The 13,585-nt window shown below is 68.7% G+C and carries 14 protein-coding genes and 1 pseudogene; 10 read left to right on the top strand and 5 right to left on the bottom strand.

The features are described from left to right. Positions 1-12 precede the first annotated feature (12 nt). From panC to MVF96_RS19555, 3 genes are read left to right on the top strand one after another with little or no spacing between them, the layout of a single operon-like run. On the top strand, positions 13-960 hold the full coding sequence (panC, locus tag MVF96_RS19565) for a pantoate--beta-alanine ligase (protein WP_247450119.1): 948 nt from the start codon (positions 13-15) through the stop codon (positions 958-960). Positions 961-962: 2 nt separating this feature from the next. Continuing rightward, a complete protein-coding gene (panD, locus tag MVF96_RS19560; RefSeq protein WP_247452142.1) occupies positions 963-1,403 on the top strand; it encodes an aspartate 1-decarboxylase in 441 nt (146 codons plus the stop codon). A gap of 17 nt (positions 1,404-1,420) precedes the next feature. Beyond that, positions 1,421-2,224 (top strand): type III pantothenate kinase, encoded by an 804-nt coding sequence (locus tag MVF96_RS19555; RefSeq protein WP_058249901.1) that lies wholly within the window; start codon positions 1,421-1,423, stop codon positions 2,222-2,224. Positions 2,225-2,425: 201 nt separating this feature from the next. On the opposite strand, the gene MVF96_RS19550 is transcribed toward MVF96_RS19555, so the two are convergent. Beyond that, on the bottom strand, positions 2,426-3,013 hold the full coding sequence (locus MVF96_RS19550; protein ID WP_247450118.1) for a TetR/AcrR family transcriptional regulator: 588 nt from the start codon (positions 3,011-3,013) through the stop codon (positions 2,426-2,428). A 60-nt stretch (positions 3,014-3,073) separates the two neighbouring features. Between MVF96_RS19550 and MVF96_RS19545 the strand changes: the two genes are divergently transcribed. Continuing rightward, positions 3,074-4,039, top strand: a complete 966-nt coding sequence (locus MVF96_RS19545) for an alpha/beta hydrolase (protein ID WP_247450117.1) — start codon at positions 3,074-3,076, stop codon at positions 4,037-4,039. 10 nt (positions 4,040-4,049) lie between these two features. Here the strand turns inward: MVF96_RS19545 and MVF96_RS19540 are convergent, their stop codons facing one another. Continuing rightward, entirely contained in the window at positions 4,050-4,520 is a 471-nt protein-coding gene (locus tag MVF96_RS19540; protein ID WP_068971992.1) for a TetR/AcrR family transcriptional regulator, read from the bottom strand. Between the two features lie 81 nt (positions 4,521-4,601). Between MVF96_RS19540 and MVF96_RS19535 the strand changes: the two genes are divergently transcribed. The 3 genes from MVF96_RS19535 to lysS all read left to right on the top strand — a co-directional run bounded on the left by MVF96_RS19535 (position 4,602) and on the right by lysS (position 8,016). Next, complete coding sequence (locus MVF96_RS19535) at positions 4,602-5,744, top strand: FAD-dependent monooxygenase (protein ID WP_247450116.1); 1,143 nt, start codon at positions 4,602-4,604, stop codon at positions 5,742-5,744. A 161-nt stretch (positions 5,745-5,905) separates the two neighbouring features. After that, a complete protein-coding gene (locus tag MVF96_RS19530) occupies positions 5,906-6,388 on the top strand; it encodes a rhodanese-like domain-containing protein (RefSeq protein WP_247450115.1) in 483 nt (160 codons plus the stop codon). Between the two features lie 59 nt (positions 6,389-6,447). Next, positions 6,448-8,016: a lysine--tRNA ligase gene (gene lysS, locus MVF96_RS19525; protein WP_247450114.1), complete on the top strand. Its 1,569-nt coding sequence runs from the start codon at positions 6,448-6,450 to the stop codon at positions 8,014-8,016. A 43-nt stretch (positions 8,017-8,059) separates the two neighbouring features. Here lysS and MVF96_RS19520 read toward each other — a convergent pair whose 3' ends face one another. The 3 genes and pseudogenes from MVF96_RS19520 to MVF96_RS19510 form a co-directional block, all read right to left on the bottom strand. Further along, on the bottom strand, positions 8,060-8,308 hold the full coding sequence (locus MVF96_RS19520) for an endonuclease domain-containing protein (protein ID WP_240199163.1): 249 nt from the start codon (positions 8,306-8,308) through the stop codon (positions 8,060-8,062). Between the two features lie 134 nt (positions 8,309-8,442). After that, positions 8,443-8,514, bottom strand: a pseudogene (locus MVF96_RS19515) (hypothetical protein); the annotation flags it as partial. A gap of 119 nt (positions 8,515-8,633) precedes the next feature. Further along, positions 8,634-10,220 carry a FadD3 family acyl-CoA ligase gene (locus tag MVF96_RS19510; RefSeq protein ID WP_137809933.1) on the bottom strand — a complete coding sequence of 529 codons (1,587 nt, stop codon included), beginning with the start codon at positions 10,218-10,220 and terminating at the stop codon, positions 8,634-8,636. 42 nt (positions 10,221-10,262) lie between these two features. On the opposite strand from MVF96_RS19510, the gene MVF96_RS19505 reads away from it, so the two are divergent. From MVF96_RS19505 to MVF96_RS19495, 3 genes are read left to right on the top strand one after another with little or no spacing between them, the layout of a single operon-like run. Beyond that, positions 10,263-11,522 carry an acyl-CoA dehydrogenase family protein gene (locus tag MVF96_RS19505; RefSeq protein WP_247450113.1) on the top strand — a complete coding sequence of 420 codons (1,260 nt, stop codon included), beginning with the start codon at positions 10,263-10,265 and terminating at the stop codon, positions 11,520-11,522. A 1-nt stretch (position 11,523) separates the two neighbouring features. Further along, positions 11,524-12,363, top strand: a complete 840-nt coding sequence (locus tag MVF96_RS19500) for an SDR family oxidoreductase (RefSeq protein WP_247450111.1) — start codon at positions 11,524-11,526, stop codon at positions 12,361-12,363. 37 nt (positions 12,364-12,400) lie between these two features. Continuing rightward, positions 12,401-13,558 carry an acetyl-CoA C-acetyltransferase gene (locus MVF96_RS19495; protein ID WP_078112634.1) on the top strand — a complete coding sequence of 386 codons (1,158 nt, stop codon included), beginning with the start codon at positions 12,401-12,403 and terminating at the stop codon, positions 13,556-13,558. Positions 13,559-13,585: the final 27 nt, after the last annotated feature.

Genomic DNA, 13,585 nt, shown 5'->3' with positions numbered 1-13,585 from the left:
GGAGGAGACGGCGTGAGCGGCCCGTCCGACGCACAGCCCACCTATTCGGCCGGCAAGATGACCGTGCATCGAGAGCCGGCGTCCCTGAGCCGCGTCACCCGCGCGCTGCGCGCTGCCGGCAAGCGTGTGGTGCTCGTTCCAACCATGGGCGCCCTGCACGCCGGCCATCTGCAGCTCGTCCGGGCCGCCAAGGCCAAGGGCAACACCGTGGTGGTGGTGTCCATCTTCGTCAACCCGTTGCAGTTCGGTGCCGGCGAGGACCTCGACGCCTACCCGCGCACTCTCGACGCCGACCTCGCGCTCCTCGAACCGCTGGGCGTCGAGCTGGTGTTCGCGCCGTCCGCGTCGTCGATGTACCCGAACGGCCCGGGGACGACGGTGCACCCGGGCGAGGCGGGCCGAATCCTCGATGGGATCTCGCGGCCGACACACTTCGCCGGAATGCTGACGGTGGTCCTCAAGCTGCTCAACATCGTCGGACCCAATGCGGCGTTCTTCGGTGAGAAGGACTATCAGCAGCTGGTGCTCATCAAGCAGATGGTGACCGACCTGAACCTCGACGTCGACATCGTCGGGGTCCCGACCGTCCGCGAGTCCGACGGGCTGGCGATGTCGTCACGCAACCGCTATCTCACCCCGGAGCAGCGGGAGCTGGCGACGACGCTCTCGGCGTCGCTCGTCGCGGGGGCCCATGCGGCCGAAGGCGGACGCGATGCCATTCTCGCCGCCGCACGGTCGGTGCTCGCCACGGTCCCGGAGATCGAGGTCGACTACCTGGACCTGCGCGGGCGTCAGCTCGAGGAACCACCGGAGAAGGGCGCGGGACGGTTGCTCGTCGCCGCCCGGCTCGGCGGCGCTCGCCTGATCGACAACGTCGGCGTGACGGTCGGCGGGATCGCCGCGCTCGAAGAAGAAATCGCCTGGACCAATGCCACCACAACCACGACAGAGGGACGATGACCATGTTGCGCACCATGATGACCTCGAAGATCCACCGCGCCACCGTGACCCAGGCCGACTTGCACTACGTCGGCTCGGTGACCATCGACTCCGATCTGCTCGACGCCGCGGGCCTGCTCGAGGGTGAGCAGGTCACGATCGTCGACATCGACAACGGTGCCCGGCTGGTGACCTACGCGATCGCCGGTGAGCGCGGCAGTGGTGTCATCGGGATCAACGGTGCGGCAGCGCATCTCGTTCACCCCGGCGACCTGGTCATCATCATCGCCTACAGCATGCTCGATGCGGCCGAGCTGCGTGAGTACTCGCCGAACGTGGTGTTCGTCGACGCGCAGAACCGCATCGTGACCACGGGCGACGATCCGGCAGACGTACCCGCGGGGTCGGGCCTGCTCGACCCGCGTCACCTCGACAGCCCGATCTTCGCCGACGCCTTGCTCTGACGCGGCGACGACCTTCGATGCTGCTCACCGTCGACGTCGGCAACACCAACATCCATCTCGGCGTGTACGCCGGGGTCGGGGATCACGCGCGCCTGGTGCGTGATTGGCGAATCCACACCGACCCGCATTACACCGCCGACGAACTGGCGTGGGCGTTCCGCGGCATGCTCGGCGACGACATCGAGCAGGTGACCGGGGTGAGTGCGCTGTCGACGGTTCCGTCGCTCCTGCGCGAACTGCGCGTGATGGTGCCGCGCTACTTCGGCAACGGGCCACACGTGCTGCTCGAACCGGGTGTGCGGACCGGGGTTCCCCTCCTGGTCGACAACCCGAAAGAGGTCGGCACCGACCGGGTCGCCAATTGCCTTGCCGCGCATACGGAATTCGGCGGGCCCTGCATCGTGGTCGCGTTCGGTACCGCAACGGTCGTCGACGCGGTCTCGGCGACGGGCGAGTTCCTCGGCGGGGCCATCGCACCGGGCGTCAACCTCGCGGTCGAGGCGCTGTCGGAGCACACCGTGACCATGCGCAAGGTCGAGTTGATGCCGCCCCGCAGCGTGCTCGGCAAGAACACCGTCGAAGCGTTGCAGTCCGGCATCCTGTACGGCTTCGCCGGTCAGGTGGACGGGTTGGTCGACCGCGTCTGCGACACCGTCCCGGGATTCGACGGCGACGACGTGACAGTGGTCGCCACCGGATTTCTCGCCCCGCTGATGTTCGACGAATGTCGTTCCCTCACCGATCATCACCCGCACCTGACCCTGGATGGTCTACGTCTGGTCCACGAACGGGCCAAGGCGAATCCGCGTCGCGGGAAGTAGATCTAGTGTCCCGCGCCGGAAATTCGTTGATGATTGCGACGCCCAGGCGGCGCCTCGCTTCGTTGGCGTCGTCGCAGGTACATCCAGTAGCTGCGTCCTCCGCCGCCTCGCGATGCATCCACCTGGACCGCCGAACTCATGAAACGAATTTCCGACCCGGGACACTAGGCGAACCGAACGGCGGCACGGGGATTCGGCGTGTCATCGGTGCGCGCGGAGTGCTGCCTCGGTGTAGGCCGTGATGCGGTCGGTCAGTTCGTCGGCGGTCAGGTCGGTGCCGGCCAGCTGGTGGATCTGGGCGTCGACGGCGGCGAAGGCGAGCCGGAGGTCGGCGGCCGCGGACTGCGCCGTCCAGCCGTCGGCGACGAGATGGGCGCTCAACCGGTCGATCAGCCAATCGATCAGGGTGGTGTACTCCGTGGCCAGGCGTGTCGGGTCGGCCAGTTCGCGCAGCCGCCCATGGGCGCGGCCGTGCGTAGAGTTCTCGCTGACCGCGACCTCGATCACCGCATGAAGCACCTCCGGCCACGGGCACGAACCGGGCGGGTGGTCGGCGAGGACGGCCGTCATCGCCCCGGCGGCCGCGTCGAGATGGCGAAGCGCGAGTTCGTCGAAGATCGCCTGCTTGTCGCCGAAGTACTGATAGATCGAGCCCACCGACACCCCGGCCCTCTCGGCGATGCGGTTGGTCGTCATCTCCGCGCCCTCGGTGTCGAGAAGCTGAGTGGCCGCCTCGAGGATCGTGTCGACGGTGAACGAAGAGCGTTGCTGCCGTGGCCTTTTGCGCATCTGATCGATCCTCGGGGAATGCGAGTTGTGGAGTCCCGCCGCCGGTTCGACGATGGATACATGATCCGCCGATCCGGAACCCCCGAATCCTACTTTCGCTTCTTGCCCGAGCCGTGGCGGTCCGTCGCCGCCGGGGTCGCGGCCGAATCCACCTGGTGGACCTGGCCGTCGAGCTCCGGCCGGGCCTGCGGGGAGGTCGACGTCCACATCCTGCGGGCGCGCCGGAGCGCGGCACCGCTGCGCGTGTTGCTGCTGCATGGCGGTGGCGGACACAGTGCCCTGGTCTGGCCGCTGGGCGCGATCCTCGCGGACGAGGGGTTCGAGGTCCTCGCCCCCGATCTGCCGCAGTACGGACGCACGCGGGTGGCCGATCCGGGGAGGGTCCGCTACCAGGACTGGGTCGATCTGATCTCCGATCTCGTGGTGGCCGAGACCGAGGACGATCCGCGTCCGCTCATCGTGCTGGGGGCGAGTCTCGGTGGGATGCTTGCCTACGAGGTCGCGAGCCGGACCGGACGGGTGGCCGCGGTCGTCGCGACCTGCCTGCTCGATCTGGCCGGGGATCCCGATGCGCGTCGAGCGGTCGCGCGTACGCCGGCGCTCGGTCGCCTCACCCCGCTGATGCCGGTGCTCGGCCGCGTCGGGGTGCTCGCCCGGATGCGGTTTCCGATCCGCTGGGTGGCGCCGATGTCGGCGATGAGTCTCGACCCGGACCTGTCCCGGGCCTGCGTCGACGACCGTCTCGGTGCCGGATCGTCAGTGTCGCTGGGGTTCCTGGCGGACCTGATGACGCACGAGGTGCCAACCCCTGAGGGGTACCGGGGTCCACGGGTGCTGCTGGTCCATCCGGCGGCCGACTCGTGGACGCCGCCGGAGGTCAGCGTGCGCTTCGCGCGCCGGATCGCGGCGCGCGCCGACATCCATCTGCTGACCGGGTGCGGGCACTTCCCGGTCGAGCAGCCCGGTGTCGACGAGCTCGCGGCACACCTCCGTGCGCTGGCCGCCGATCTCATCGGGACGACGTGACCCCGGATCGTCAGCGGAACGCGCGCAGCAGGGGAGTGGGATCGTGGTCGGCGTCGGTGCCGTCGGAGTTCCGCAGGAGCGCGTCGAGGACGAGGCCGTCGAGCGCGGCGACCAGTTGCCGGGCCTCGGTACGGGTCAACCCGCCGTCGACGAGTCCGTCGACGTAGCGCTCACGGTGCCCGACCATCGCCCGTCGCAGGTCCTCGTCGCGTGTCGCCAGGAGCATGAGCTCGTACCGCGCCCTGGTGCGGACGCGGTCGGTGCCCAACCAGCGGACGATCACCTCCTGGGTCGACTCGCCCTCCGCAGCGCGGTCGGCGCTGAACACATGCTCGACGAGAGCCGCGAGAAAACCGCTCTGACCGCCGAAATGATGCCGAACGCTCCCGTGTGGCACCCCGGACGCGTCTTCGACCGCGCGTGCCGACGCCTGCCGGCTCCCGACGGTGCCGATGAGGGTGATGCCGGTGTCCAGTAGCAGATCGCGTGTCGACCCATTGACTGATTTCTCCACGCGGAGAATTTTATCTGCTAGCTTCTTCTCCATGTGGAGAACAGTCTCATGAAGGTCGTCGTGGTGGGGGCCGGGATCGCCGGCCTGTGTACCGCGGTCGGACTGGCGTCGACGGGTGCCCGGGTGACGGTCGTCGAGCGCGCGCCCGAGGTACGCGGCGGGGGTGCCGGCCTGAGCATCTTCGCCAACGGGGTCCGCGCACTCGACGCATTGGGTATGCGGTCGGTCCTCGGCGGCGCCGCAGCGTCGACCCCGCCGACCAGCGGAACCCGGACACCGGGCGGGCGATGGCTCAGTCGGTTCGATCCGGCGTCGCTGACCGACATGCGCGTCGTCCGCCGCACCGATCTCCACGCGGCCCTCCTCGCCGCCGCGGCCGCCGTCGTGGACATCAGGACCGGTTCCGGGGTCGACGACATCGCGCCCGACCGCGGTCTCGTGCGGCTGGCCGACGGCACCGAGATCGGTGACTGCGACCTGATCGTCGGCGCCGACGGTCTGCGCAGCCGGGTGCGTGCCGCGGTCGTCGAGGACCCGGGCGTCCGGCGATGTGGCTACTCCGCGTGGCGGGCCATCACGACGACCCCGGTGTCGGTCGACGCGGCCGGCGAGACGACCGGACGTGGGGCGCGTTTCGGGATTGCGCCGCTCCCTGACGGGCATGTCTACTGGTTCGCCTCGGTGTCGGACGACGGGGGCGACTCGGAGGGCGGTCTCGATGCAGTGCGGCAACGGTTTTCGGGGTGGCATCGACCGATCGGGGAGTTGCTCGACGCCACCGATCCGGCGACCGTCGGATACCTGCCGATCGAGGAGCTCGCCAAGCCGCTGCCCACGTTCGTCAGAGCGGGCCGGGGGTGCTCGAGTGTTCTCGTCGGCGACGCCGCCCACGCGATGACCCCGAACCTGGGTCAAGGTGCCAACCAGGCGATGGAGGACGCGGCCACCCTGACCGCGCTGCTACGCCGGCACGGCCGCGCTGACCTCGACGAGGCCTTGCGCACCTACGACCGGCTCCGACGCCCGCGGACCCAGCAGATCGCGCGGCAGGCGTCGATGATCGGCCGGGTCGGGCAACTGCGTGCCGGCCCCGCTGTCTGGGCGCGCGACCTCGCTCTGCGCATGACGCCCGACGCCGTCCTGAACGCACAGATGCGACGCGTGCAGCGGTGGCAGCCGCCGGAAGTGTGACGACCTCGGTCCGATTGGGGTCTGGCCGGTGGGGGTGTGCTGTGGCATACTCGTCGTCGTGATCACGAGCTGTCGGGAGTGTTGTCAGGGCTGATACCGCGTCTGCGGCTGCCCTCCTTCGCGCTCCCCGCTCGATCTCGATCACCTGAGGACTCCCTCTCATGACCGCTTCGGTTGTTTCTTCTGTTCGTCCTTCTTCCGCCGGTTCGGTGTTCGCCCCTGCTTCGGTGTTTGCCGCTGTACCGCCGACCGTCGCCCCGGCCCCGTCTGCGCCGCTGTCGTTGCGGGTCGAGGACTACGCGTTCGCCGTCGCCGCCGGTGCCACCCCCGTCGACGTCCGCTCCCACCGGCGCCGTCAGCTCGACGGCGCACTGTTCGGGGCCCTGGCCATCGACGCCGTCGAGGTTCTCGACCGGCTCACGCCGGACACCCCGGACTCACTGCGCGTCGCCCGGCCGGAATCACGATGGATCCTCGTCAGCGAGGACGGGCACGAGGCCGAATGGCTCGCCTGGCACCTGCAGGCGCGCGGGGTGCACGGCGCGGTGTTCGTCGTCGGCGGGCACCGTCGGATGCGGTCGGCACGGGTCAACGGTCGGATTCGGCCCGACGACCTCGCTGTCATCTCCGCCCACGAGAGCTGAACCCGCCCAGCGCGACCCGGTTGTGTCCGCGGTCACCGCGAGGCAGTGAGTTGGAGTCGATGACCGGCCCCGATAGGGTGCGTGGGGTGAGTGACAGCCCGACCAGCACCGCCACCCCCGAAGCGACCGACGAGCAGACGCCCGAGCAGTTGCGCATCCGCCGCGAGAAGCGTGAGCGGATCCTGGCCGAGGGTCGCGAGGCCTACCCGGTCGCCATCCCGCGCACCCACAGCCTCGGTGAGATCCGCGCCGCCTACCCCGACCTCGAGGCCGGTACCGAGACCGGACAGCACGTCGGCGTGAGCGGACGCGTGATCTTCCTGCGCAACAAAGGCAAGCTGTGCTTCGCCACGCTGCAGGAGGGCGACGGCACGCAGCTGCAGGCGATGGTCAGCTTCAACGGCGTCGGCGAGGAAGCGCTGGCGCGGTGGAAGTCCGAGGTGGATCTCGGGGACATCGTGTTCATCTCGGGCGAGGTCATCAGCTCGCGCACCGGCGAACTCTCGGTGATGGCCGACGGCTGGCAGATGGCGTCGAAGTCGTTGCGGCCGTTGCCCGTCGCGCACAAGGACATGAACGAGGAGACTCGCGTCCGGCAGCGCTACGTCGACCTCATCATGCGCCCGGAGGCCCGCAGCATCGCCCGCACCCGGATCTCGGTGATCGCCGAACTCCGTGCGGCGCTGGGCCGTCGGGGTTTCCTCGAGGTCGAGACCCCGATGCTGCAGACCCTGCACGGTGGGGCGGCCGCGCGACCGTTCGTCACGCACTCCAATGCCTTCGACATCGATCTGTTCCTGCGCATCGCACCGGAGCTGTTCCTCAAGCGCTGTGTGGTCGGCGGCATCGAGCGCGTCTTCGAGATCAACCGCAACTTCCGCAACGAGGGTTCCGACTCCACGCACTCACCGGAGTTCGCGATGCTCGAGACCTATCAGGCCTACGGCACCTACGACGACTCCGCCGTCATGATCCGCGAACTGGTGCAAGAGGTTTCGCAGGCGGCGCTCGGCACCCAGACCCCGACCATGCCGGACGGTTCCACCTACGACCTCTCGGGCGAGTGGACCGCACTCGAGATGTACCCGTCGCTGTCGGAGGCGCTGGGCGAGCAGATCGTCCCGGCCGGCGCCGACGGGGAGACCACCGTCGAGCAGCTGCTGGCCATCGCGGCGCGCGTCGGCCTCGAGATCCCGAAGGACAAGGGATACGGGCACGGCAAGCTCGTCGAGGAACTCTGGGAGCACATGGTCGGCGAGAAGCTGGACCGCCCGGTCTTCGTCCGCGACTTCCCGGTCGAGACCTCGCCGCTCGTCCGCGCACATCGGTCGCAGATCGGCGTCGTGGAGAAGTGGGACCTCTACGTACGCGGCTTCGAGCTGGCGACCGGATACTCCGAACTCGTCGACCCCGTCATCCAGCGCGAACGCTTCGCCGATCAGGCCCGCCTGGCCGCCGCCGGCGACGACGAGGCGATGGTCCTCGACGAGGAGTTCCTCGCCGCGATGGAGTACGGCATGCCCCCGACCACCGGCACCGGCATGGGCATCGACCGCCTGCTGATGGCCCTCACCGGCCTCGGCATCCGCGACACCATCCTGTTCCCGCTGGTGAAGCCCCGCTCCTGACCGGGATTTCGTAGCGCGGATACGCGCTATATCCGCATCTACGCTACGGATTTCCGTCGTAGGGCTGTACGGATCTGACGAGGTCGTTCTGTCGGGTGCGGTCTCGCTGGAATGCGACGGCGTCACTATGGAATGCCATCCCATCGATCTCGATGGCGATCTTCGACGCCTCGAACGCGAAGTCGAGGACGTAGCCACACGCCGGCGTGTTGGCCGACCACCCCGTGAACCCGCTGCCGTCGAGTAGCTTCGCGGTGATCCGCTCCGCCTCCGACCTCGCGCCCGACGACATCGCCTCCAGCATCGCCCGCGCGCGTGGCGAACCCCGGCGAGCCGCATCCGCATCCGATCGTCGACCGTCCGGTCGGCCACCCGGAAGACACCTCGCGTGACCCGGACCCACTGTCCGGTCCGAACCCGATGCCGGATGCCGTCGGCCGACACCCCGTGCGAGTGTGCCTGATGCGTGGTGAAGACGCCGTCGTGGGAAGCGATCATGGCGCGCAGGTCGTCGGTCATACACACTTCGACGCACCGCACGTCCGGCCGGTTCCCAGCCCCGAATTTCGTAGCGTCAGTAGGTGAATAGCGCGCATTGGCGCTACGAAATCCCGGGGTCAGGTGAGGTTGCGCTTGAGGATCTTGCCCGACGCGTTGCGGGGGAACTCGTCGACGAAGACCACCGACCGGGGGATCTTGAAGTTGGCGAGGTGCTCCTTGGCGAACGCGATGACCTGCGCCTCGTCGAGGTCGGCGTCCGCCCGGACCGTCAGGTAGGCGCGGCCGACCTCGCCGAGCCGGTCGTCGGGCACGCCGACGACCGCGGACTCGGTGACACCGTCGAGCCGCGCGAGGGTCTGCTCGATCTCCGCGGGGTAGACGTTGAACCCGCCGCAGATGTACATGTCTTTGAGCCGGTCGGTGATCTTGAGGTTGCCGCGCTCGTCGAGGATCCCGATGTCGCCGGTGTGCAGCCACCCGTCGGCGTCGATCGTCGCGGCGGTGGCCTCCGGGTCGTCGAGGTAGCCGACCATCACCATGTCTCCGCGCGCCAGCACCTCACCGTCGTCGGAGAGTCTGATTTCCATGCCCGGGAACGCACGTCCGCAGGTGTTGGCGACGGTCGCGTCGTCGTCGTCGGGGGTGCAGGTGGAGACGAAGCCGCTCGCCTCGGTCAGGCCGTAGGCGGTGATGACGGTGTCGACGCCCAGGTCGTGCTGGAGGCGTTCGACGAGGACGACGGGCACGATCGCCGCGCCGGTGATGACGATGCGCAGGCTCGAGAGATCGTGGTCGGCGCGCTTCGGGTCGTCGAGGATGGTCTGGAAGATGGTGGGCGCGCCCGGGAAGACCGTCGCGCGCTCGTCGGACACGAGCTTCATCGCCTGGTCCGGTGAATAGACGGCAAGTGGCAGCATGGTCACGCCGAACAGCACGCTCGGCAGGATGCCCGCCTTGTACCCGAAGGTGTGGAAGTACGGGTTGACCATCAGGTAGCGGTCGTCCGGGCCCAGGCCGGCATTCGCGCCCCAGCCGTACGAGCCGGTCAGGGTCTGCCGGTGGGTCGCCAGCACACCCTTCGACTTCCCGGTCGTGCCGGAGGTGAAGAGGATGTCGGAGAGATCGTCGGGGGAGACGGCATCGGCGCGTCGGTCGGCTTCGGCGAGTGCGTCGGGGGTTGCCGCCCGACTGAGGAACTCATCCCAGTCGACGGCACCGTCGAGCGGGGCGGCGTCGTCCGTGAGCGACACCCGGATCACGACGTCGGGCATCGTGGCGCGGTGATCGCGCAACAACTCGGCCACATGATCGGCACCGAGGAACTCGCCGGACACGACGACGGCCCGGGCCCCGGACCGTTCGATGATCTCGATCGCCTCGCCCGCGGTGTAGCGCGTGTTCAAGGGGACGAGCGTCGCACCGGCGTAGTGGATCCCGAGCGCCGCAATCGGCCAGTGGAAGCTGTTCGGCGACCAGATGGCGACCCGGTCGCCGGCCTCGATACCCGAGGCCACCAACGCTGCCGCGAAATCCCGGACGGACTCGTGGAGACGGGTCCAGGTCGACTCGATCCGCGGATGCGTCGAAGACTGCCACTGACCGTCGACGAGAGCGATACGGTCGGGCCAGGTCTGCGCCGCCCGGCGCAGTGCGGCCGGGGTCGTGGGCGTGGGGAGGACCTCGTGCAGTGGGGTCTGCGCCATGCGCCCAACCTAGCACTTGCTTGGTGCGTTATGCTAGCGCCCATGACCACGACGAATCTCGCCGATCGTGCCGTCGACCTGGGTGAATGGGCGAAATCGACACCGAACGCCACCACCGAGTTCGCGGCCGCGGTGCGTGCGTGGCTCGACGAGAACCTCGCTGGCGACTTCGCCGATCTGAAGGGTCGTGGGGGGCCGGGCAGCGAACACGAGTTCTTCGCCGAGCGCCTCGAATGGGATCGTCACCTCGCGCGCGCCGGGTGGACCTGCATCGGCTGGCCGGTCGAGTACGGCGGTCGTGGTGCGACGCTCGAACAGCGCATCATCTTCCATCGCGAGTACGCACGTGCAAACGCACCTGCGCGCGTGAATCATCTGGGCGAGGAACTGTTGGGCCCCACGCTCATCGCCTACGGGACCGACGAGCAGAAGCGGCGTTTCCTGCCCGGCATCGTCGATGTCACCGAGTTGTGGTCGCAGGGTTATTCCGAGCCGGGCGCCGGATCGGACCTCGCGGGCGTGTCCACGTCGGCGCGGCTCGAAGACGGCAAGTGGATCATCAACGGCCAGAAGATCTGGACCTCGCTCGCCCACGTGGCGCAGTGGGTGTTCGTGATCGCGCGTACCGAGAAGGGATCGTCGCGCCATGCCGGACTGAGTTTCCTGCTGGTGCCGCTCGACCAACCGGGCGTCACCGTCCGTCCGATCCAACAGCTCACCGGCACTTCGGAATTCAACGAGGTGTTCTTCGACGACGCGGAAACCGATGCCGATCTCATCGTCGGTGACCCGGGCGACGGCTGGAAGGTCGCGATGGGGCTGCTGCAGTTCGAGCGCGGGGTGTCGACGCTGGGTCAGCAGGTCGGATTCGCGCGCGAGCTGGGCAATCTCACCGATCTCGCGCGAGCCAACGGGGCGCTGGACGACCCGGAGATCGCGTCGCGGCTGGCCCGGGCGGACATCGGGTTGACGGTCATGCGCGCCCACGCCCAGCGGACACTCGACGGCGATGTCACTTCGCAAGCCGGCGCGGCGTCGGTCTCGAAGCTGTTGTGGGCGAACTGGCATCGCGATCTCGGCGAACTCGCCATGGACGTCGTCGGCGCACCGGCGCTGATCGGTCCCGCCGCGACGGCGGAGGGTCGGGCCAACGACATCACCGACCCCGAGCACGTCGAACTCGACGAATGGCAACGGCTGTACCTCTTCACGCGCGCCGACACCATCTACGGCGGCTCGAACGAGGTGCAGCGCAACATCATCGCCGAGCGTGTGCTCGGCCTACCCCGAGAGGCACGCTGAGATGACCGGAGTCGACGTCAACGGGGCCCGGGCGGCCGGCCGAGCGGTCTCGCCGCTGGCCACACCGCCTGCCGAGATCGCCGGGCACGGCCTGCTGCTGGGCAAGAAGGTCGTGGTGACCGCCGCCGCCGGAACGGGAATCGGCTTCGCGTCGGCCCGGCGTTCGTTGCTCGAAGGCGCGGATGTGCTCATCAGCGACTGGCATGAACGACGCCTCGGTGAGGCCGCCGAGAAGCTGTCGGCGGAATTCCCGGAGCGCACGGTCACCCAGCGCACCTGCAATGTGCAGGTCACCGCGGAGGTCGACGCGCTGATCGCCGATGCCGCAACCGAACTCGGACGTATCGACGTACTGGTCAACAATGCCGGGCTCGGCGGCGAGACCCCGGTCGCCGAGATGACCGACGAGGAATGGGATCGTGTCCTCGACATCACGCTCACCGGTACATTCCGCGCCACCCGCGCAGCCCTGCGGTATTTCGGCTCGGTCGAGCACAACGGCGTGATCGTCAACAACGCCTCTGTCCTCGGCTGGCGGGCCCAGCGCGGACAGGCGCACTACGCTGCGGCGAAGGCCGGGGTGATGGCCCTGACCCGGTGTTCGGCACTCGAAGCCGCCGACGTCGGGGTGCGCATCAACGCGATCGCGCCGTCGATCGCCAAACACCCGTTCCTGGCGAAGGTCACCAGCGACGACCTCCTCGACGAACTCGCCTCCCGCGAAGCCTACGGGCGTGCCGCCGAGGTCTGGGAGGTCGCCGCGACCGTCGCGATGCTCGCCAGCGACTACACCACCTACCTCACCGGCGAGGTCGTCTCGATCTCCAGCCAACGCGCTTGACGGACAACGACTTCCACCGAACCAAGGAGCACCGACCATGACCACACCCCAGGCCTACATCGTCGACGCCGTCCGCACCCCGGTCGGCAAGCGCAACGGCTCACTGGCCAAGACCCACCCCGCCGATCTCGGCGCCCACATCATCTCCGCACTCGTCGAGCGCACCGGCATCGACCCCGCGGCCGTCGACGACGTGGTGTTCGGCTGCCTCGACGCCATCGGTGGCCAGGCGGGCAACGTCGCCCGGACCGCCTGGCTCGCAGCCGGTCTCCCGCTCGAGGTGCCCGGCACCACCGTCGACCGGCAGTGCGGGTCCAGCCAGCAGGCCATCCACTTCGCAGCGCAGGGCATCATGAGCGGAACCCAGGACATCGTCGTCGCCGGCGGCCTGCAGAACATGAGCGCCATCCCGATCTCGCAGGCGATGATCTCGGGCAAGGAGTTCGGATTCACCACGCCCACCGCTGAATCCGCCGGCTGGCAGGAACGTTTCGGCGACGCGCAGATCTCGCAGTTCCTCGGCGCCGACATGATGGCGAAGAAGTGGGACATCAGTCGCGAGGACATGGAGCGCTGGGCGCTGCAGTCGCACGAGCGGGCCCGGGCAGCGATCGCCGACGGCAAGTTCGACAACGAGAACGTCGCCCTCGGTGACTGCGTCGTCGACGAATGCCCGCGCGAGACCTCGATGGAGAAGATGGCCGGCCTGCAGGTCCTCGCCGATGGTTCCCGGCTCACCGCGGCCGTCGCCTCGCAGATCGCCGACGGGTCGTCGGCGACCCTCGTCGTCTCCGAACGCGCGCTGAAGGAACACAATCTGACACCGCGAGCCCGCATCCACCACCTGTCCGTGCGCGGCGACGACCCCGTGATGATGCTCTCCGCGCCGATCCCGGCCACCAAGTACGCCCTCGACAAGACCGGCATGTCCATCGACGACATCGACGTCGTCGAGATCAACGAGGCGTTCGCGCCGGTCGTGCTCGCGTGGCTCAAGGAGACCGGCGCGGACCCGGCGAAGGTCAACCCCAACGGTGGCGCCATCGCACTCGGTCACCCCCTCGGCGCCACCGGCGCCAAGCTGTTCGCGACCCTCCTCAACGAACTCGAGCGCACCGGCGGCCGCTACGGACTCCAGACGATGTGCGAGGGCGGCGGGACCGCCAACGTCACGATCATCGAGCGGCTCGGCTGAGAGTCACCACCTCTGCTGCCTGAGGGC

The organism is Gordonia hongkongensis, assembly GCF_023078355.1.
In the GTDB taxonomy this organism is placed as follows: Bacteria; Actinomycetota; Actinomycetes; order Mycobacteriales; family Mycobacteriaceae; genus Gordonia; species Gordonia hongkongensis.
This window is presented reverse-complemented; position numbering and strand designations above follow the sequence as displayed.